Below are 19,112 nucleotides of genomic sequence, written 5' to 3' on the forward strand. Positions count from 1 at the left end.
GATGACCCGCCCGACCTTCGCCGCCCTGCCCGCCGCCGACCTCGACACGTTGGCACGGCCCAGCATCGTGCTGTTCGGGGCGAGCGAGGCCACGCCCTATGACGATGGCGAACCGAGCCATTCGGCCGATGCACCCGCCGCGATCCGCGCCGCGTCGCTGGGGTTCGCGCGGCAATTGTCGCAGATCGATTTCGACCTCGGCTTCACGCCCTTCCCCGATCCGGACGATGCGCGCGGTGTCGTCGATCTGGGGGATGTCGATACCCGACCGGAAGATGCAGCAGGCAATCGCGAGCGTATCGAGGCGACGACGGACGCCGTGCTTGCGGCCGGCGGCGTGCCGATCCTGCTCGGCGGCGACGATTCAGTGCCGATCCCGTTCGCGGCGGGCTTTGCCGATCGCGGGCCGCTGACCGTCGTGCAGATCGACGCGCACGTCGATTGGGGCGATGAGATCCGCGGGCAGATGCTGGGCTATGGATCGCCGATGCGACGGCTGGCCGAGATGCCGCATGTGACCGGCATGGTGCAGGTCGGCGTTCGGGGCCTCGGCAGCGGCGGCGCGTGGCAGATCGAGGATGCGCGGAACTGGGGCAGCCGGATCGTTACCGCCTATGACCTGATCCGGGGCGGGATCGACGCGGCGATCGAGGCAGTGCCGGCGGACGGGCGCTATCTGGTGTCGATCGATTGCGATGGGATCGATCCGGCAGCGTTTCCGGCGGTGGCGATGCCGACGCCGGGGGGATTGCGTTATGAGGAAGTCGTGCTGCTCCTTCGAGCGCTGGCCGAGAAGGGCGAGATCGCCGGGCTGGTATTGGCGGAATATGTACCGGCACGCGATGATCCGCATCGACTATGTGCGGCGATGGCGGCGCGGATCGTGGCAGTGACGATAGGGCTGGCGCTCGGCAACAACGGAGAGACGCCACCTCGACCAGCCTGAACCGCTACTCCGCCGCCGTCTCCGCCTGTTCGGTGCGCTCCTCGACCGCTTCCTCGGCCTGCGCAATAGCGACTGCCAATTTGGTCAACGGGCGCGGCGACTGTTCGACAACCGGCAGCGGCTCGATCGACTTGCCGGCGGTATCGATGTTGAGCGTCTCGAACCGCTTGGCCGAGGTCATCACCTGCGATTCGAGGCTGCCGACGAACGCGTTATAGGCGGTGTTGGCGCCTTCGAGATTCTTGCCGAGCTTGGCGACATGGTCGCCCATCTTGGCGAGTCGGGCATGGAGTTCGCGGCCGAGTTGCCCGATCTGTCGCGCTTCGCCGGCCAACTTCTCCTGCCGCCAGACCGCCGCGACGGTACGGGCGATGGCGATCAGGTTGGTCGGCGTCGCGATCAGCACGCGGCGGTCGAAGGCATAGTCCCACAGGTCGGGGGCATGTTCGAGCGCGGCGGCGAGGAAATGCTCACCCGGCACGAACATCACCACATAGTCGGGCGTATCCTCGAACTGCGACTGGTAGCTCTTGGCGCCGAGCGCGTTGACATGGTTCTTCATCGACGCGACGTGCGCGGTCATGAAGGCGGCGCGCTCGACCTCGTCGACCGCCCCGTGTGCGTCCTGATAGGCGTTGAGCGAAACCTTCGCGTCGAGGACGAGGCTCTTGCCGCCGGGCACCTTGACGATGGCATCGGGGCGCAGCCGGCCGCCGTCATGGTCGACCGAGACTTCCATCTGGAAATCGGTGTGTTCGGCGAGGCCACAGGTTTCGAGCACGTTGCGCAACTGCTGCTCGCCCCAGCGGCCGCGTGCCTTGGGCGCGGAGCGCAGCGCGTTGACCAGCTTGGCCGCTTCGCTCTTCACCGATTCCTGACCGATGCGCATCGCGTCCATCAGGCCCTTAAGCGTGCCATAGGCTTCCTGCCGCTCGCTCTCGACCTTGCCGATACTGGCTTCGTAGCGCTTGAGCGTCGCCTCGACCGGAGCGAGCAGCGCTTTGAGCTTCATCTCGTTGGTGTCGCCGGCCTGGGCGAAGCGTTCCTGCGCGCGTTGCAGGAAGGATTTCTGCGCACCGTCGAGCATGATCTGCGCGGTTTCGCGGAATTGCGACGCCATTGCCTCGCGCGCGTCCTTGAACTCGGTCAGCCGTTCCTCGAACGCTGCGGCATTGGCCTTGAGCGCGGCATGGTCGAGCAGCAGCGCATCGCGATCGGCGCGGATTTCGGCGAGTTCCTCGCGCAGCGCCGGCACTTCCTTCGCACGTTCGCTGGCGAGCGCGAGGTCCGCGATCGCCTGTTTGAAATCGTCCTCGCGCTTGTCGCGTTCGGCGCGCAGCGACTGGACCTGCCGGCTGCCCATCAGCCAGCCGATCGCCAACCCCGCGAGCAGGACGGCGGCGACGATGACGATGACAAGCGGGTCCATGCGATACTCCGGGAGGAACGGACCCGGAACCTACCCCCGCCCCGCCCGCCCGACAAGGCGAACGGGGATCGGTTCGTCGCGTTGGCGAAACGCATGCCCCACACCGTCACCCCAGCGCAGGCCGGGGTCTCTCGCGGCTCCTGTCCCGCCCTATGACGGGGAGACCCCAGCCTGCGCTGGGGTGCCGTATATTGCGGGAGGCCGGACGGTCGGCGCGAACCGTCTTACGCCGCCTTGCGCGCCTTGTTCAGCTTCTTGATGACCATGTCGCGCTTCAGCCGCGACAGATGGTCGATGAACAGCACGCCGTTGAGATGGTCCATCTCGTGCTGGAGACAGGTCGCCATCAGCCCATCGAGCCATTCGTCATGGGCATCGCCCTGCTCATCGAGCCACGTCACGCGGCAGCGCGCGGGGCGGACGACTTCGGCATATTGTTCGGGGATCGACAGGCAGCCTTCCTGATAGGTCGACAGCTCGTCCGACACTTCCTCGATCACCGGGTTCACGAACGCCTTCGGCGCCTTGACCGGCTTGCCCTCTTCGTCTTCCTGCTCCTGCAGGTCGATGACCAGCACGCGCTTGGGCACCGCGACCTGGATCGCGGCGAGGCCGATGCCGGGGGCGTCGTACATCGTCTCGAACATGTCGGCGATGAGGGTCTTTACCTCGTCGGTCACACCCTCGACCGGTTCGGACACGAGGCGGAGGCGGGGATCGGGGATTTCGATGATCGGAAGAATGGCCATAGCGGCTAGCTATGTAACATAGTTCGGAGCGTCAAGCGACGGGGCGTCGCGCCCGCAGCGCCTGGGCGAGCGTACCTTCGTCGAGATAGTCGAGCTCGCCGCCGACCGGCAGGCCGTGGGCGAGCTGGGTGAGGCGGACGGGATATTTCTCGATCCGTTCGGCGATGTAGTGGGCGGTGGTCTGCCCCTCCAGCGTGGCGTTCATCGCCAGCACGACCTCGTCGATGCCGCCGGCAGCGACGCGGGCGATGAGCGCGTCGATGGCGAGGTGGTCGGGCCGGACGCCTTCCAACGCGGAGAGCCGGCCGCCAAGGACATGGAAGCGCCCGGGGAACAGCCGTGCCCGGTCGAGCGCCCACAGATCGGCGACCTCTTCGACCACGCACAGCGATCGATCATCGCGGCGCGGATCGGTGCAGATGCCGCACGGATCGGTGGTGTCGACATTGCCGCAGGTGGAACAGGTGGCGAGATTGCGCGCCACCCTGTCGAGCGCGACCAGCAGCGGATCGAGCGCCGTCTCGCGCTTCTTGACCAGATGCAGCACCGCACGCCTGGCCGAGCGGGGTCCAAGACCGGGAAGGCGGGAAAGCGCCTGCGTCAGCGCGTCGATTTCGGAAGAGGCCATCGCGACCAAGATAGGGGGTTGCGTGCGCCGACGCCACGGTGTCGAGAGGGGGGATGCGGATCATCTTCATGGGCACGCCCGATTTTGCGGTGCCGATCTTTCAGGCGCTGGTCGATGCCGGGCATGACGTCGTCGCGGCCTATAGCCAGCCGCCGCGCCGGGCCGGGCGCGGAAAGGCACTGACCCCCTCCCCCGTCCATCGCTTGGCCGAATCGCTAGGCGTCGCGGTGCGGACACCCGCAACCTTGCGCGACCCGGCGGTGCAGGCGGAGTTTGCGGCGTGGGAGGCCGATGTGGCGGTGGTGGCGGCCTATGGCCTGCTGTTGCCGCGCATGGTGCTGGATGCGCCCCGGCTGGGATGTCTGAACGTCCATGGCTCGCTGCTGCCGCGCTGGCGGGGGGCGGCGCCGATCCAGCGCGCGATCCTTGCCGGCGATACCGAGACCGGGGTCGGCATTATGCAGATGGCGGCGGGAATGGATACCGGGCCGGTGCGGCTGGAGGGGCGGACGCCGATCGATGGCAAGACTGCGGGCGAACTGGCGGAGGAACTGAGCGCGATGGGCGCGCGGCTGATGCTGGCGGTGCTGGCCGACCCGGACGCCTATCCGCCGGTCGCGCAGGCGAGTGACGGGGTCACCCATGCCGCCAAGATCGACAAGAGCGAGGCCAGGTTGCGCTTCGATGGCAGCGCGATCGATGCCGAGCGGCAGGTGCGGGCGTATAATCCGGCGCCGGGAGCCTTCTTCGAATTGAATGGCGAGCGCGTGCGGGTGCTGGCGGCGGAAGTGGTCAACGGAGCCGGAGTGCCGGGAACGGTCATGGACGATGCCTTGACCATCGCCTGTGCCGAGGGCGCGTTGCGGCCGACGCTGGTCCAGCGTGCCGGGCGCGGCGCGATGACCCCGGCCGAGTTGCTGCGCGGCTTCGCGATCCCCGAGGGCACGCTGCTGGCATGACCCGCTTCGCATTGACGGTCGAATATGACGGGCGGCCGTTCGTCGGGTGGCAGCGCCAGTCCGAAGGGGTAAGCGTGCAGGGGTCGATCGAGCGCGCGCTGCTGGAGGTAACCGGCGAGACCGCCGCCGTCCATGCCGCCGGCCGGACCGATGCCGGGGTCCATGCCACCGCGATGCGCGCGCATGTCGACGTCGCCAAGGAGTTCGCGCCATTCCGGCTGATGGAGGCGCTGAACGCGCGGTTGCGGCCCGATCCGGTGGCGATCCTCGATTGCCAGGTCGTGGCCGACGACTGGCATGCGCGCTTTTCGTGCGTGCGGCGGGCCTATGTCTATCGCATCGTCTGTCGGCGCGCACCGTTGACGTTCGAGCAGGGGCTGGCGTGGCGGGTACCGCAGGAGCTGAATGCGAGGGCGATGGCCGAGGGGGCGGCGCGGCTGGTCGGGCGGCACGACTTCACGACGTTCCGGTCGGCACATTGTCAGGCGGACAGCCCGCTGCGAACGCTCGACCGGCTGGCGGTCGAGCGCGATGGCGACCGGATCGCGATCCATGCCGCCGCCCGGTCGTTCCTGCATCATCAGGTGCGGTCGATGGTCGGCTGTCTGGCGATGGTCGGACAGGGCAAGCGAACGCCCGACGACCTAGCCGACATCCTCGCCGCGCGCGACCGGGCGGGGCTGTGGTTGAATGCGCCGCCCGATGGGCTGTATTTCGTCGGCGCCGATTACCCGGGCTGACAGGTCAAAGTTCACGAAGTTCACACTCGTGCGCGGTTCGTGCCATGCGCGGTTTGGTCCTGTCCCCGCCGCCGATCATGGATGACAGCACCGGACCGAGTAGGAAAGTCAGCGGACCAGTCGCGCGACCAGTTCGACATGGGTCGACCAGCGGAATTGGCCGACCGGCTGCACCCAATCCAGCCGGTAGCCGGCCTGAACCAATGTCTTCGCATCGCGTGCGAAGCTACTGGGATTGCACGAAACATAGGCGATTACCGGCACCTTCGCCTCGGCCAGCGCCGCCGCCTGTTCTCGCGCGCCGGCGCGGGGCGGGTCGAGGATGACGGCGTCGAACCGGTCGATCTCGACCGGGGTCAGCGGACGGCGGAACAGGTCGCGATGGTCGGCGACGACCGGGCGACCGGCGCGGGCGGCGGCGAGCTTCAGCGCCATGATCGCCTCGCGACCCGCCTCGCCGGCATAGGTGCGGATGTTGACGCCGCGCGACAGGGTGAAGGTGCCGAGCCCGGCAAACAGGTCGGCAACGATCCCCGCACCGGCGACGGCCTCGTCGACAGCCGCGATCAGTGCCGCCTCGCCATCACCGGTCGCTTGCAGGAAGCTGCCGGGCGGGAACGGGACGGGCACGCCGCCCAGCGTCACCGTGACCGGTTCGGGCTCCCACCGCGCCTCCGCACCCATGCCGTCGTCGATCGACAGCCGGGCAAGCCCCTGTTCCTGAGCGAAGATCGTCAATGCTTCGGCAGCCGCGAGCCCTTCGGCGACCTTGCCGATGATGAGCACGTCGACGCCCTGATCGACGCGGGCGAGATGGACGTCGGCGCGCGTGCGGTCCTTGAGCGCAGTAGCGAGCAGGCGGCGCAACGGCGCGATCGCATCGAACAATTCCGGCAGCAGGACGTGGCATTCGCGGACGTCGACGATGCGATGGCTGCCGGCTTCGGTGAAGCCCAGCGTCACCTGCTTGCCGCGCCGATCGGCATGGAGGGTCGCGCGGCGGCGGGTCCGGGGCGCGGACAGGATCGCCGGCCGGACGGTCGCGGTCAGCGATTGCGAGGCGAGCGCACCGGCCACACGGTCGACGACGAAATCGCTTTCCGTTGTTAGATCAAGATGTTGTAGCTGACATCCACCACAAATTGGGAAGTGGCGACAGGGCGGATCGGCGTGGTGCGGTCCCGGCTCGATCGAGCCATCCCCCAGCAGACGATCGCCGGGCGCGGCGAAAGGGACGTGGCAGCCATCGCCGGTCACCCCTTCGCCCCGCGCCGCGACGCGGACGATCACATCGTCGTCGATCAGCGACATTCGGCAATCGCCTGTCCCAGATGATCGATCAGCGCATCGGCGACGAAGGCCGGCCCGGCGAGGCGCGCGGCTTGGCCGTGCAGCCAGACCGCCTGTTCGGCAGCGGCGGCGCCACCCGGACGCAAGCGCGCGGCGAGCGTGCCGGCGAGCACGTCGCCGGTGCCGGCGGTGGACAACCACGAAGGGCCGTGGGTGGAGACGATGGCGGTGCCTTGCGGGCAAGCGATCACGGTATCGGGGCCTTTATGCACGATGGTCGCGCGCGCCTGTAGCGCAGCTTTGCGGGTGCGGTCGATCTTGTTGCCGCCCTTATCGGCAAACATGCGAACAAATTCGCCCTCGTGCGGGGTCAGCCAGGTCGGTGCGGAACGGACGGCGATGCGGTCGGGGCCGGTCTGGGCCAGCAGCGAGATCGCGTCGCCGTCGATCACCAGCGGCACGTCGGCGGCAAGCGCCCGGTCGAGCAGACTATGGGCGCGGTCGTCGCGACCGAGGCCGGGGCCGATGAGCAACGCCGCCAGTCGTTCGTCGCCCAACAGCGCGTCCAGATCGTCGCGGCGGACCAGCGCGTCGGGACCACCCTGCCCCGCTGCGTCGCCGGTCAGCACGACATAGCCCGCGCCGGCAGACAGCGCGGCGCGTGCGGCAAGCCGCGCCGCTCCCGGCATCGCGCCGCCCAGCACTGCGATCAGGCCCCGGCTAAATTTGTGCGCGGTACGGGCCGGCGGGTCGATGCCCGGACGCCGGATCGTCCGGACGTCGGCAGGCAGCGCAATGGCGAGGTCGGCAAGGACGACATGGCCCATGCGTTCCGCATCGGGTCCGGTCGCATGGGCCGGTTTGAGCGCGCCCAGTGCCACCGTCAGGTCGGCCCGACCGGCGCCGGTAAAACATTGCCCGGCATCGCTGTCGACGCCGCTCGGCAGGTCGATCGCGACGACGAAGGCGTTCCTCGACAGGGCAGCGAAGCGACGGCCAAGGGCGGGATCGAGCGAACGGGTGACGCCGGTACCGAACAGGCCGTCGACGAGGATCGGTCGCGGCGTTGCATCGTCGAACGACGTTACCGAACCGGTCCATGCAGACCGCATGCGAGCGGCGGCGCCATCCAGCTTTCCCGCGAGCGTGGCGACTGTTACATCGTTACCCCATTGCGCCAGAAGTCGAGCGGTAACAAACGCATCTCCGCCGTTGTTGCCTGGCCCTGCGAGGACGAGGATCGGTCTTCCAAAGGCAATACGCTGCACCTGTTGCGCTACGGCGGTGCCGGCGCGTTCCATCAGGGCGTCCTGCGACACGCCGGAGGCGAAGGCGGCGGCCTCTGCCGCGCGCATTTCGGCCGCGCGCAGGATCGGGGCGTTGGCGGGAAACAGGGTCATCGGGCGATCGGACCGATAGTGGCGGGCAGGCGGTAGCGTGCGTCGCCGATCGCAACCTCGATACGGTCATTGCCGATGACGGTCACCCTCGCCGCCTCTGCACCGTCGGCCGCGACGACGCCGCGTCCGTCGCGGGTGATGCGGAGCCGATGAAATCCGCCATCGGGCTGGCGCAGTGTCAGGATCGTGTCGCCGCCATCGGCGATACGTTCGATCGTGCAACCGGCCGCGAATGGCGCGGTACCGGTCGCACATTCGATGCGCCCGGCATCGGCGGCGGCGCTGCGCTGCTCCGCCTCGACATTGGCAAGGACATCGGGGTCGGGTCGCCGGTCACAGGCGCCGAGCAGCAGCACGGGGACGAGGAAGAGGCGCTTGTCGATCATCGGCGATCGATACCACAAGCCGGGCAACCGGTATCCCCGTGTCAGCGGATACCGGTCGATCGCATCATCAGATGTCGGCGTAGACGTGACGCTCGGCCTTGGCACCGGGATGCGTCACCGCACCCTGATAGGCTGGGCCGACCGTGGTGGAATAGCGCCACAGTGCGCCTGCCTGATAGTCGTTGACGCGCGGCTGCCATTTGGCGCGGCGATCCGCCAGCACGTCGGGCGCGACGTCGAGGTCGATCGTTCCCGCGTCGGCATCAATCGTGATGATGTCGCCATCCTCGACCAGCGCGATCGGGCCGCCCTCGGCCGCCTCGGGACCGACATGGCCGATGCAGAAGCCGCGTGTCCCGCCCGAAAAGCGACCGTCGGTGATGAGCGCCACGCTCTCGCCCATGCCCAGTCCGTACAGGGCGGCGGTCGTCGACAACATTTCGCGCATCCCCGGACCGCCCTTCGGCCCTTCGTAACGGATGACGATGACAGTGCCGTCGGTGATGCTGCGTGCTTCCACCGCGGCGAAGGCATCTTCCTCGCAATCGAAAACCCGTGCAGTTCCCGTGAATTGCAACCGCTTCATGCCAGCGACCTTCACGATCGCGCCATCTGGGGCGAGCGTACCGCGCAGGCCGACCACGCCGCCGGTCGGGGTGATCGGCGTCTTCACGTCGTAGATCACTTTCTGGTCCGGGTTCCACGTCACTTCGTCGATATTCTCGCCGAGCGTCTTGCCGGTCACGGTCATGCAGCTGCCGTCGAGCAGATCGTTCGCCAGCATCGTCTTCATCAGCATGTAGACGCCGCCGGCCTCGTACATATCCTTCGCGACATATCTGCCGCCGGGCTTGAGGTCGGCGACGTAAGGCGTTGATTTGAAGGCTTCAGCGACGTCGAACAGGTCGAACTCGATGCCGGCTTCCGACGCCATTGCCGGCAGGTGCAGCGCGGCGTTGGTCGAACCGCCGGTCGCGGCGACGACGCGCGCGGCGTTGATGAAGGCGGCGCGGGTGGCGATGTCGCGCGGGCGCAGGTTCAGGCGGACAAGCTCCATGGCCTGCTTGCCGGCTGCGATCGCGATCTCTTCCCGGCTGCGATAGGGTGCGGGCACCATGTTCGAATTGGGCAACGACAGGCCGATCGCCTCGCCGACGCAGGCCATGGTGTTGGCCGTGAACTGGCCACCACAGGCGCCGTGGCCAGGACAGGCGACCTTTTCGAGCGCGGTCAGGTCGTGCAGCGGGCAGGTGCCGGCGGCATAGCGGCCGACCGCCTCGAACACGTCGACGACGGTGACGTCGCGGTCCTCGAACCGGCCGGGGAGGATCGACCCGCCATAGACGAAGATCGACGGCACGTTCAGGCGCAGCATCGCCATCATCATGCCGGGCAGCGACTTGTCGCAGCCGGCGAAGCCGACCAGCGCGTCATAGCAATGGCCGCGCACCGACAGTTCGACCGAATCGGCGATGACTTCGCGGCTGACCAGCGAGGACTTCATTCCCTGATGGCCCATGGCGATGCCGTCGGTGACGGTGATGGTGTTGAACCGGCGCGGCATGCCGCCACCCGCCACCACGCCTTCACGCGCGGCATCGGCCTGGAAATCGAGCGTCGTGTTGCACGGCGCGCTGTCGTTGCCGGCGGAAGCGAGCGCGACGAAGGGCTTGGCGATATCCTCTTCGGCGATGCCCATCGCGTAGTAATAGCTGCGATGCGGCGCGCGTTCGGGGCCGACGGAAACATGGCGGCTCGGCAGCCGCGACTTGTCGAATTGCTGGGTCATGGCGACAGCCTATTGCGCAGGAGCGGCGTTCAACGCAAGTCCGTTACGCACTGCGGCGATCATGTCGGTCAAGACTGCGCTCCAGTGGGCGACGCCGGCCGGATCGGCGATCAGGTCGTTGCGGATTTCGACCGATAGCGAAGGGATGCCCTGCCCATCGGCGTGACGGTCCAAGGTAGCATTGAGCAGGCGGCCCGAATATGGCTCCTGGTCGCCGGTTGGTATCCCCTGCGCGCGAAGGAAGTCGATGGCGATGCGGGCGGCGCGGTCGTCGCGGCCGTAGAGGATGCCGGCCTGCCATGGACGCGGGCCGCCGCCCAGTTCGAGTTTCGGGGTAAAGCTGTGGATCGCGACGATCAGGCGCGGGCGGTCGCGCCGCACCTGTTCGCGGATCGCGCGGTGATAGGGCGCGTGGAAGCGGGCGATGCGATCGGCACGGTCGGCATCGATATTGGCGGGAATGGCGTGGCCGTCCGACACGGTCGGGATCAGCCCGGGGTGATCGCTCTGCCGGTGGAGGTCGATCACCAGTCGCGAAACCGTGCCGAGGATCGCGGGTGCGTCGAGACGGGCGGACAGCGCACGGGTCAGCGGGCCGGCGCCGATATCGACACCGATATGCAACGTCAGCAATTCGGGCGCGATGGCGATATCGGGCGGCACGAACGCCGAGGCATGGTCGCAGAGCAGCAGCAACGACGTATCGCGGCCGGGAAGATGGTCGGTCATGGAAACTCCGGCGGGCGGCGAAACTGGAAGGCGGCGAGCCCCTCGCGCAGTTCGGGACCGGCAAAGGCGGCATCGAACCGCGCCTCGCCACCGGGTTCGGCGTTCAGCATACGCTTGAGGCCGCGAACGGCCTGCGGCGCGTTGGCAGCGATGCGGGCGGCGAGGTCGGTAGCGAAGGGCAATGCGTCGGGCGTGCGGTGGTGGACCAGACCGATCGCCAGCGCTTCGTTCGCGGCGATGGCGTCGCCGGTGAACAACAGCCGGGCGGCGTGGCCACGACCGACGGCGGCAGTCAGGCGGTCGACGTCGGCAGGCGGATAAAGGATGCCGAGCCGGGCGGGCGGTATGGCGAAGCGGGCGCCGTCCCCGGCAACGACGATGTCGCAGGCGAGGATCAGCGCGACCGCTGCACCGAAACAGCCGCCATCGACGGCGGCGATGACCGGCATCGGCAGCGCGGCGACGCCTTCGATCGCGCCGGACAGCGCTTCACGGAAGGCGGTGGCGCGGGCGGGTTCCCGTTGCAGTTCGGCAAATCCGGCGATGTCGGCGCCGGCCGAAAAAATACCGGGTTCGCGGGATGCGATCAGCACGGCGCGGGCGTCCGAAGCGGCAAGGCGGGCGACGCTGGCTGCAAGTTCGCGCCAGTTGCCGGTCGACAATGCGTTCCTCGCACCGCCGCGCGCCAGCCAGATGGTGGCGAGGGGCGTGTCGTGCGTAACCTCGATCACGGGAAAAAAGTGGGCGGCGTCCGAAGAGACCGCCCACGGACGATCCGCGCTTCGCGTCTGATCCGCGCCCACTCCACTACAAGTTTCGTGCCAGACGTTTCACGGAGGGCGCGCCGCCCGCCCTGCCCCGCTTCGGCACAAGGGGCCGTCACGCGAGTGCCGTTTCGAGACACCACCAGCCGGGTTGTGCGGCGCGGATGGTGACGGCGGCTTCGGCGCGGGCGGCGGGGTCATCGAACAGTGCGAAACAGGTCGCGCCCGATCCCGACATGCGCGCCAGCCGCACGCCCGGCACGGCATGAAGCATCGCCAACACGTCGTCGATCGCGGGCGCCAGGGCGCGGGCGGGCGGTTCGAGGTCGTTGCGGCCGGCTGAAGCGATCGACAGCACGTCGCCTTCGCCGATCGCCCCGCGATCGACGCGATCCCAGCCGGCAAAGACCTGCGCTGTCGAAACGGCAACGCCGGGATTGACCAGCAGCACCGGCAGGTTCGGCGCATCGATCGGGGTCAGTCGCTCGCCGCGCCCGCGCCCGATCATGGTGCGGCCGACCAGACAGGCGGGCACGTCGGAACCGAGCCGATCGGCGATCGCCATCAGCGCGGGATCGTCGAGCGCGACGCCGTGCAACCGCGCCATTCCGCGCAGCGTCGCGGCGGCATCGGCCGATCCGCCGCCGATGCCCGAGGCGACCGGCAGATGCTTGTCGAGCACGATCGCGAGCGCGTCGCCCGGTCCGAAGCGGGCGCGGAAGGCGTCGCGCGCGCGGGTGACCAGATTGTCGCCCTCCCCGCTCAATCCCGCCGCGAACGGGCCGGTGATGGCGAAGCCGTCGCGCTCGGCGGGGGTAATGGTCACCGTGTCGCCATCGGTGACGAAAGCGAACAGCGTTTCGAGTTCGTGATAGCCATCGGTCCGCCGCGCGCGGACATGGAGCGCGAGGTTGAGCTTGGCGGGGGCGGGTTCGACGATCATCGGATCAGCGTTGCGACGAAGCGGGTCCGTTCGCAAGCTTGCGGACCAATCGCGTGGCATCGGCGCCCTCGGCCTCGACCGAAGCCGCGCGCCACGCATAGCGCGCCTCGACCCGGCGGCCGGCGGCCCAATAGACATCGCCGAGATGCTCGTTGATCTCGACATCGTCGGGCGCCTCGCGCGCCGCCCCTTCGATCAGCGGCAAGGCGGCCTTCAGGTCACCGGCGCGGAAGCGCGCCCAGCCGAGCGAGTCGGCGATCGCCGGGTCCTTCGGCGAAAGCGCATGGGCGCGTTCGAGCATCCGCGTCGCTTCGACGATATTTTCGCCGCGATCGACCTGGGCATAGCCGAGATAGTTGAGCGCGGCGGGTTCCTGCGGGGCCAATTCGACGGCGCGGCGGAGCATCGGCAGCGCCGCCGCCCAGTCGCCCGCGCGGTCGAGCGCCGCGCCACGTTGCAGATAAAGCGACCAGTCGGTGGCCGCGCCGGGCCGGGCCATGGCGCGGGCGTAGATGGCGGCGGCTTCCTTCGCGCGACCGGTTTCGAGCAACAGATCGGCGTAGCGGCGCAAACCGGCGGTGGTCGCGTCGCTGCGTTCGGCCTGTTTAGCGGCCAGTGCGAGTGCGGCGTCGAGATTGCCGGCGCGCTGCTGTATGACGATGGCGAGCGCGGCGGCGCTGCTGGCAAAGGGATCGTCGGCCGGGATCGCCGTTAGCGTCGCCTGTGCCTCTGCGGTCGCGTCGTTGCGGGCCAGCGCGTCGGCGAGCGCGAGGCGGGCGCGGGTATATCGGGGGTCGAGTTGCAGCGCCGACCGGCTGAGCATGATCGCCAGCGGCTCGGTCCCTTCCGCCGACAGGTCGCCGGCCATGCGCGTCAACAGGCGCGAGATGCCGAAACGGGCATCGCCCTTGCTGCCCCGGCCGAGCGTGGCGGCGCTGCGCGACAGGACCGGATCGTCGCCGGCGAGCAGGGCGCGAGCGGTATCGCCCTGCCCTGCACGTGCCAGCAATTGCGCGGCGTTCAGGCGGAAATCGGCATCGTTGCCGCCAACGGTCAACAGCGTGCGAACGGCGGCGATGCCCTCCGTCACCTGTCCGGTCGCGAGCAGCCGCAGCGCGCGATTTTCGGCGGCGTAGCGACGGGGGATCGCGCCGCCATCTCCGGCGACTTCGGGCGCGGGCAGATCGACCCATTCGGCCAGCAGCGGCGCGAGGAAGCCGAGCGGCGATCCCGCCAGTCGGGCCAGCGCCACACGCTGGCCGGCGGCGTCGCGTTTGTCGACGGCATCGGCGAAGGCGAGGATATCTAGGTCGGGCGGCGCCACATCGGCAGCGCGCAACACGCCGCCGGCGCGGCGTGCGAGCACGAGGTCGCCGCTCGCCAGCGCCTCCCGCAAGGCCCGCACGGCAATGACCGGATCGGACGGCTGCGCCGCCAGTGCCTGGGCATAGCCCTGTGCCGCAATCGTCGCCCGACCATCGGCATCGGCGGCACGCGCCCGCATATAGGCGGCGAGCGGAGTACCGGCGGCAAGGGCCGGCGACGCGAACAGCGCCGCCGCGAGGATGCCGAGACTACATGTTCGGATAATTCGGTCCTCCGCCGCCTTCCGGCACGACCCAGTTGATGTTCTGCGTCGGGTCCTTGATGTCGCACGTCTTGCAGTGGACGCAGTTTTGCGCGTTGATGACGAATTTCGGACTATCCGTCTCCGCCCCCACGATTTCATATACGCCCGCCGGGCAATAACGTTGCGCGGGTTCGTCATAGAGCGGCAGGTCGTAGGCGACCGGAACGTCGGGGTCCTTCAGCGTCAGATGGACCGGCTGATCCTCTTCGTGATTGGTGTTCGACAGGAACACCGACGAAAGCCGATCGAAGCTCAGCACCCCATCGGGCTTGGGATAGGCGATCGGCTGCACCTGATCCTTGCGCCACAGGCTTTCGTGATCGGGATGGTGGCCCATGGTGAAGGGCATGCGCAGCCCCCAATGTTCCGCCCACATCGTCGCATTGGCGACGCCCGACCCGACGAAATCGCCGAATTTCTTGACCAGCGGCACGACGTTGCGGACCTTGCGCAGTTCCTCATACACCCAGCTCGCCTCATAGGCGGCGGTGTAGGCGGTCAGTTCGTCGCCCTGCCGCCCGTCGCGGACGGCGGTGAAGGCGGCTTCGGCGGCCATCATGCCCGACTTCATCGCGGTATGAATGCCCTTGATGCGGGGCACATTGAGGAAACCCGCCGAACAGCCGACCAGCGCGCCGCCGGGGAAGGTCAGCTTCGGCACCGACTGCCAGCCGCCATCGTTGATCGCGCGCGCGCCATAGGACACGCGCTTGCCGCCCTTCAGAATCGCGGCGATCGCCGGGTGCGTCTTCCACCGCTGCATCTCGTGGAAGGGCGAGAGATAGGGGTTCGAATAGTTGAGCCAGGTGACGAAGCCCAAGGCCACCTGCCCGTTCGCCTGATGATAGAGGAAACCGCCGCCATTGGACTCACGCGTTTCGCTGAGCGGCCAGCCCTGCGTATGGATTACCCGGCCGGGGACGTGGTTTTCGGCGGGAATGTCCCACAATTCCTTGATGCCGAGGCCGTAGACCTGCGGCTGGCTGTCGCGCGCGAGGTCGAAGGTACGGATGATCTGCTTCGACAGGTGCCCGCGCACGCCCTCGGCGAAGAAGGTGTATTTGGCGTGCAGTTCGAGGCCGGGTTGCCAGTCGGGCTTGCGCGTGCCGTCGCGCGCCACGCCCATGTCGCCGGTCGCGACGCCCTTTACCGAACCGTCTTCGTGATAGAGGATTTCCGCCGCCGCAAATCCGGGGAAGATCTCGACGCCCAGCCCTTCGGCCTGTTCGGCGAGCCAGCGACACATATTACCGAGCGAGCCGGTATAGGTGCCCTTGTTCTGCATGAACGGCGGCAGGATGCGGTGCGACACTTCGCTGCTGCCGGTTTCGGACAACAGCCAGTGATGGTTCTCGGTCACCGGAACTTCGGCCATCGGACAGCCCATGGTCCGCCAGTCGGGGAGCAGTTCGTCCATCGCGCGTGGATCGAACACCGCGCCCGACAGGATATGGGCGCCGACCTCCGACCCCTTTTCGAGGACGCAGACGGCGATCTCGTCGCCCGACTCACCCGCCATCTGCTTCAACCGGATCGCCGCGGACAGGCCGGCAGGCCCCGCGCCGACGATCACGACGTCATAGGGCATCGATTCCCGTTCGCTCATCTTCCATCCTCATCGCGGGCGCCGCGAGCGCCCCAACCTCGTCGCGCTACTGCCACGCCCTGTCCTCCCGCACGATTTGGGCAGATTGACGGGGAGGTCAAGGCAAGCGTTAAAGGCGGCATGGGGGCGGACCAGCATATCCAGTGGCACGAAGCCGCAGCCAGCGCACTCGAATGGTGGCAGGACGCCGGTGTCGACACGCTGGTCGAGGACGAACTGCGCGACTGGTTCGCAGCGCCCGCACCGGCGCGGGCGCCCGCTGCCGTAGCGTCGACGCCGGTCGCCGACCTGCCACCCGACACGCTCGATGCGTTTCTGGCATGGCGGATGGGCGATGCCGTGCCGGAGGCCGGATGGAATGCCGAACGCATGCCGGTCGTCGCGACAAAAAATCCGGCGCTGATGATTCTGACCGACCTGCCCGAAGCCGATGATTCGGCGGAGGCCGGGTGGATGACCGGGCCGGTCGGGGTGTTGCTCGACCGGATGCTGGCGGCGATCGGGCTGGACCGGAATGTGGTGACGATCGCCGGGGTCGCGCAGGCACGGCCGCTGACCGGGCGCGTACCGGGCGACGCGCAGGCCGTGCTCGACGATCTGGCGCAGCGGCTGGTGACGCTGGTGGCTCCGCGCAAGTTGTTGTTGTTCGGGGTGGAACCGTGCCGGGCGCTGCTGGGGCCAGACGGGCAACGCGGTGGTTTACGCACCCTTCATCATGATGGCATAGACTGCCCCGCCATCGCCACTTTCCATCCGCGCTTCCTGTTGGAGCGGCCCTTGGCCAAGGCGGAAAGCTGGCGGCACCTACAGTTGCTTACCAGGGAAACGACCACGTGAAGCTGACCCCCATCGTGTTCGCGGCGCTGATGTTGCCCGCCCTTCCCGCTCATGCCGGCGAGGCCCCGACGCTGGGGAGCGTCGCGCGGACACCGGTCGAGGCGCGGGTGCCGCCGCAATTGTCGGCCGAGGACCGCGACGCGTATACGCAGGTGTTCGCGGCGATTCGTGGCGGGCGCTGGGCGGATGCGCAATTGCGGCTGGATGCGATGAAGCCGGGCCCGCTGCATGCCGTGGCCCGCGCCGAACTTTATACGGCGAAGGGGTCGCCCAAGGTCGAACTGCCGCAATTGCTGGCGCTGCTCGCCGAGGCACCCGACCTGCCGCAGGCGCCCGATCTGGCACGGCTCGCGAAGCTGCGGGGAGCGGACGCGGTGCCCGAACTGCCGACGCCGCAGAAGCTGGTGTGGTTCGATGCCGCGCCGGTGCGCGTGCGGGCGAAGGCGGCGCGCAGCGATGCCGCCGCCGCGCAACTGCTCGAAGCGATGAAGCCGTTCGTGAAGGCCGATGACGGTGCCGCCGCCGAAGCGCTGATCGGCCCGCGCGAATCGGAATTGACGCCCGAAGCATTGACCGAAATGCGCGGGCGGGTCGCGTGGATCTATTTCGTGGCGGGCGACGATGCCAATGCCCGGCGGCTGGCGGCGGTGGCGCAACGCGGATCGGGCGACTGGGCGGCGCAGGCCGACTGGACGCAGGGGCTGGCGGCATGGCGGCAACAGGATTGCGCGGCGGCGCAGAGTGCGTTCGCCAGCGTGGCGCAGCGCGCGGGCGATACCGAATTGCGATCGGCCGGACTGTACTGGGCGACGCGCGCCGACATCGCCTGCGGCCGGCCCGATCTGGTGCAGGGCCGGTTGCAGACCGCGGCGCAATATGGCGAGACCTATTACGGGTTGCTGGCGCGGCAGGCGCTGGGGCTGATCGACGGGGCCGATGCCAATGGCCGCGCGCCCGCGACCGACGACTGGCGCGCGCTGGAGCGGCGCTCGAACGTCAAGGTCGCCGCCGCGCTGACCGAAATCGGCGAAGGCGCGCTGGCCGACAAGCTGCTGCGCCATCAGGCGCGGATCGGGGGGGCAAGCGACTATGCGGCGCTGACCCGGCTGTGCGGCAGCCTGAACCTGCCCGCGACGCAGCTCTGGCTTTCGCATAACGGGCCGCAGGGCGCGCGCCCGCTGGTCGAGGCGCGCTATCCCGCCCCCGACTGGACGCCCGAAGGCGGGTGGCGCGTCGACAAGGCGCTGGTGTTCGCACACACGCTGCAGGAATCGCGCTTCGATGCCGGCGTCGTCAGCCCCGCCGGGGCGACGGGGCTGATGCAGATCCGGCCGGGTGCGTTGACCGACTATGCACGCGCGCACGGCTTGCAACTGGAGAAGTCTTCGCTGTCGAAGCCTCAGGTCAATATGGCGGTCGGGCAGAGCTATCTCGAACAGTTGCGCGACCGGCCGTTCACCGGCGGGCTGCTGCCCAAGGTCATCGCCGCCTATAATGCCGGGCCGACCCCGGTCGAGGCGTGGAACGTGCAGTTGAAGGACGGCGGCGATCCGCTGCTGTACATCGAATCGATCCCCTATTGGGAGACGCGTGGTTACGTCATGACCGTGCTGCGCAATTACTGGATGTACGAAAAGCAGGCAGGCAAGCCGTCGGCCAGTCGGTCGGCGCTGGCGCAGGGAATGTGGCCGAAATTCCCCGGCCTGCCGGGTGCCGCCGCCGTACGGGTGAGCAAGACCGGCCGGACGCGGGTCGCCGATGCCAATTGACGAAAGCCGGGCGTTCGTGCCCGTGCGGATCGCGGTACTGACGGTGTCGGACACGCGGGGGCTGGCCGAGGATCGTTCGGGCGACACGCTGGTCGCGCGGGTCGAGGGGGCGGGCCATGTCCTCGCCGCCCGTGCGATCGTGCGCGACGATATCGACACGATCGTCGCGCAACTGGACCAGTGGATCGACGATCCGGCGATCGATTGCGTCATCACCACCGGCGGCACCGGAGTCACCGGACGCGACGTGACGCCCGAGGCGGTCGAGCGGGTCGCGACCAAGCTGATCCCCGGCTTCGGCGAACTGTTCCGCTGGCAAAGCTATGCAAAGATCGGCACGTCGACGATCCAGTCGCGTGCCATCGCCTGTGTCGCGCGCGGTACCTATGTCTTCGCGCTGCCCGGATCGACCGGGGCGGTGAAGGACGGGTGGGACGGCATCCTCGCCGAACAGCTGGACAGCCGCCACCGACCCTGCAACTTTGTCGAACTGATGCCGCGCCTGCTCGAGCGGTAGC

The 19,112-nt window shown here is 68.4% G+C and carries 18 protein-coding genes; 6 read left to right on the forward strand and 12 right to left on the reverse strand.

Annotated elements, in window-relative coordinates; translation table 11 throughout:
- Window position 1: 1 nt before the first annotated feature.
- Window positions 2–946, forward strand: a complete 945-nt coding sequence (locus MF607_RS02045; RefSeq protein WP_242115732.1) for an arginase family protein — start codon at window positions 2–4, stop codon at window positions 944–946.
- A 4-nt stretch (window positions 947–950) separates the two neighbouring features.
- Here MF607_RS02045 and MF607_RS02050 read toward each other — a convergent pair whose 3' ends face one another.
- The 3 genes from MF607_RS02050 to recR form a co-directional block, all read right to left on the reverse strand.
- Window positions 951–2,375 (reverse strand): DNA recombination protein RmuC, encoded by a 1,425-nt coding sequence (locus tag MF607_RS02050; RefSeq protein WP_242115744.1) that lies wholly within the window; start codon window positions 2,373–2,375, stop codon window positions 951–953.
- Window positions 2,376–2,599: 224 nt separating this feature from the next.
- Window positions 2,600–3,124, reverse strand: a complete 525-nt coding sequence (def, locus tag MF607_RS02055) for a peptide deformylase (protein ID WP_242115754.1) — start codon at window positions 3,122–3,124, stop codon at window positions 2,600–2,602.
- Window positions 3,125–3,155: 31 nt separating this feature from the next.
- A complete protein-coding gene (recR, locus tag MF607_RS02060; protein WP_242115765.1) occupies window positions 3,156–3,752 on the reverse strand; it encodes a recombination mediator RecR in 597 nt (198 codons plus the stop codon).
- Between the two features lie 53 nt (window positions 3,753–3,805).
- On the opposite strand from recR, the gene fmt reads away from it, so the two are divergent.
- Both fmt and truA read left to right on the forward strand, forming a co-directional pair.
- A complete protein-coding gene (gene fmt, locus MF607_RS02065) occupies window positions 3,806–4,711 on the forward strand; it encodes a methionyl-tRNA formyltransferase (protein ID WP_242115773.1) in 906 nt (301 codons plus the stop codon).
- Window positions 4,708–5,451 carry a tRNA pseudouridine(38-40) synthase TruA gene (gene truA, locus MF607_RS02070; RefSeq protein ID WP_242115792.1) on the forward strand — a complete coding sequence of 248 codons (744 nt, stop codon included), beginning with the start codon at window positions 4,708–4,710 and terminating at the stop codon, window positions 5,449–5,451. The genes fmt and truA overlap by 4 nt, the downstream gene beginning before the upstream one ends.
- A gap of 108 nt (window positions 5,452–5,559) precedes the next feature.
- Here truA and MF607_RS02075 read toward each other — a convergent pair whose 3' ends face one another.
- The 9 genes from MF607_RS02075 to MF607_RS02115 all read right to left on the reverse strand — a co-directional run bounded on the left by MF607_RS02075 (window position 5,560) and on the right by MF607_RS02115 (window position 15,988).
- A complete protein-coding gene (locus MF607_RS02075) occupies window positions 5,560–6,762 on the reverse strand; it encodes a class I SAM-dependent RNA methyltransferase (RefSeq protein ID WP_242115795.1) in 1,203 nt (400 codons plus the stop codon).
- Entirely contained in the window at window positions 6,753–8,141 is a 1,389-nt protein-coding gene (locus tag MF607_RS02080; RefSeq protein ID WP_242115797.1) for an NAD(P)H-hydrate dehydratase, read from the reverse strand. Before MF607_RS02080 ends, MF607_RS02075 begins: the two co-directional genes overlap by 10 nt.
- Window positions 8,138–8,527, reverse strand: a complete 390-nt coding sequence (locus MF607_RS02085) for a hypothetical protein (RefSeq protein WP_242115800.1) — start codon at window positions 8,525–8,527, stop codon at window positions 8,138–8,140. The genes MF607_RS02080 and MF607_RS02085 overlap by 4 nt, the downstream gene beginning before the upstream one ends.
- 67 nt (window positions 8,528–8,594) lie before the next feature.
- Window positions 8,595–10,316 carry a dihydroxy-acid dehydratase gene (gene ilvD, locus MF607_RS02090; RefSeq protein ID WP_242115802.1) on the reverse strand — a complete coding sequence of 574 codons (1,722 nt, stop codon included), beginning with the start codon at window positions 10,314–10,316 and terminating at the stop codon, window positions 8,595–8,597.
- A gap of 9 nt (window positions 10,317–10,325) precedes the next feature.
- The gene (locus MF607_RS02095) at window positions 10,326–11,045 is read right to left on the reverse strand and encodes an N-formylglutamate amidohydrolase (protein WP_242115804.1); all 720 of its coding nucleotides are present in this window, start codon (window positions 11,043–11,045) and stop codon (window positions 10,326–10,328) included.
- A complete protein-coding gene (locus MF607_RS02100; RefSeq protein WP_242115809.1) occupies window positions 11,042–11,776 on the reverse strand; it encodes an enoyl-CoA hydratase/isomerase family protein in 735 nt (244 codons plus the stop codon). The genes MF607_RS02095 and MF607_RS02100 overlap by 4 nt, the downstream gene beginning before the upstream one ends.
- Before the next feature lie 148 nt (window positions 11,777–11,924).
- Window positions 11,925–12,752 (reverse strand): 4-(cytidine 5'-diphospho)-2-C-methyl-D-erythritol kinase, encoded by an 828-nt coding sequence (locus MF607_RS02105; protein WP_242115810.1) that lies wholly within the window; start codon window positions 12,750–12,752, stop codon window positions 11,925–11,927.
- 4 nt (window positions 12,753–12,756) lie between these two features.
- Complete coding sequence (locus tag MF607_RS02110; RefSeq protein ID WP_242115811.1) at window positions 12,757–14,256, reverse strand: tetratricopeptide repeat protein; 1,500 nt, start codon at window positions 14,254–14,256, stop codon at window positions 12,757–12,759.
- Window positions 14,257–14,326: 70 nt separating this feature from the next.
- Entirely contained in the window at window positions 14,327–15,988 is a 1,662-nt protein-coding gene (locus tag MF607_RS02115; protein WP_242115812.1) for an electron transfer flavoprotein-ubiquinone oxidoreductase, read from the reverse strand.
- 120 nt (window positions 15,989–16,108) lie between these two features.
- Between MF607_RS02115 and MF607_RS02120 the strand changes: the two genes are divergently transcribed.
- The 3 genes from MF607_RS02120 to moaB are packed head-to-tail and all read left to right on the forward strand — an operon-like array spanning window position 16,109 to window position 19,111.
- Window positions 16,109–16,825, forward strand: a complete 717-nt coding sequence (locus MF607_RS02120; protein ID WP_242115813.1) for a uracil-DNA glycosylase family protein — start codon at window positions 16,109–16,111, stop codon at window positions 16,823–16,825.
- A gap of 29 nt (window positions 16,826–16,854) precedes the next feature.
- Window positions 16,855–18,594 (forward strand): lytic transglycosylase domain-containing protein, encoded by a 1,740-nt coding sequence (locus tag MF607_RS02125; protein WP_242115920.1) that lies wholly within the window; start codon window positions 16,855–16,857, stop codon window positions 18,592–18,594.
- On the forward strand, window positions 18,584–19,111 hold the full coding sequence (moaB, locus tag MF607_RS02130; protein ID WP_242115814.1) for a molybdenum cofactor biosynthesis protein B: 528 nt from the start codon (window positions 18,584–18,586) through the stop codon (window positions 19,109–19,111). Before MF607_RS02125 ends, moaB begins: the two co-directional genes overlap by 11 nt.
- Window position 19,112: the final 1 nt, after the last annotated feature.

Source organism: Sphingomonas lacusdianchii, assembly GCF_022664395.1.
Classification (GTDB): domain Bacteria; phylum Pseudomonadota; class Alphaproteobacteria; order Sphingomonadales; family Sphingomonadaceae; genus Sphingomonas; species Sphingomonas lacusdianchii.

Coding starts and splice junctions, on each gene's coding strand:
- MF607_RS02045 (WP_242115732.1), top strand. CDS start 2: ATGACCCGCCCGACCTTCGCCGCCCTGCCCGCCGCCGACCTCGACACG.
- truA (WP_242115792.1), top strand. CDS start 4,708: ATGACCCGCTTCGCATTGACGGTCGAATATGACGGGCGGCCGTTCGTC.
- MF607_RS02075 (WP_242115795.1), bottom strand. CDS start 6,762: ATGTCGCTGATCGACGACGATGTGATCGTCCGCGTCGCGGCGCGGGGC.
- MF607_RS02080 (WP_242115797.1), bottom strand. CDS start 8,141: ATGACCCTGTTTCCCGCCAACGCCCCGATCCTGCGCGCGGCCGAAATG.
- MF607_RS02120 (WP_242115813.1), top strand. CDS start 16,109: ATGGGGGCGGACCAGCATATCCAGTGGCACGAAGCCGCAGCCAGCGCA.
- MF607_RS02095 (WP_242115804.1), bottom strand. CDS start 11,045: ATGACCGACCATCTTCCCGGCCGCGATACGTCGTTGCTGCTGCTCTGC.
- MF607_RS02115 (WP_242115812.1), bottom strand. CDS start 15,988: ATGAGCGAACGGGAATCGATGCCCTATGACGTCGTGATCGTCGGCGCG.
- MF607_RS02105 (WP_242115810.1), bottom strand. CDS start 12,752: ATGATCGTCGAACCCGCCCCCGCCAAGCTCAACCTCGCGCTCCATGTC.
- def (WP_242115754.1), bottom strand. CDS start 3,124: ATGGCCATTCTTCCGATCATCGAAATCCCCGATCCCCGCCTCCGCCTC.
- fmt (WP_242115773.1), top strand. CDS start 3,806: ATGCGGATCATCTTCATGGGCACGCCCGATTTTGCGGTGCCGATCTTT.
- moaB (WP_242115814.1), top strand. CDS start 18,584: ATGCCAATTGACGAAAGCCGGGCGTTCGTGCCCGTGCGGATCGCGGTA.
- ilvD (WP_242115802.1), bottom strand. CDS start 10,316: ATGACCCAGCAATTCGACAAGTCGCGGCTGCCGAGCCGCCATGTTTCC.
- MF607_RS02050 (WP_242115744.1), bottom strand. CDS start 2,375: ATGGACCCGCTTGTCATCGTCATCGTCGCCGCCGTCCTGCTCGCGGGG.
- MF607_RS02125 (WP_242115920.1), top strand. CDS start 16,855: ATGTTGCCCGCCCTTCCCGCTCATGCCGGCGAGGCCCCGACGCTGGGG.
- recR (WP_242115765.1), bottom strand. CDS start 3,752: ATGGCCTCTTCCGAAATCGACGCGCTGACGCAGGCGCTTTCCCGCCTT.
- MF607_RS02110 (WP_242115811.1), bottom strand. CDS start 14,256: ATGCGGGCGCGTGCCGCCGATGCCGATGGTCGGGCGACGATTGCGGCA.
- MF607_RS02085 (WP_242115800.1), bottom strand. CDS start 8,527: ATGATCGACAAGCGCCTCTTCCTCGTCCCCGTGCTGCTGCTCGGCGCC.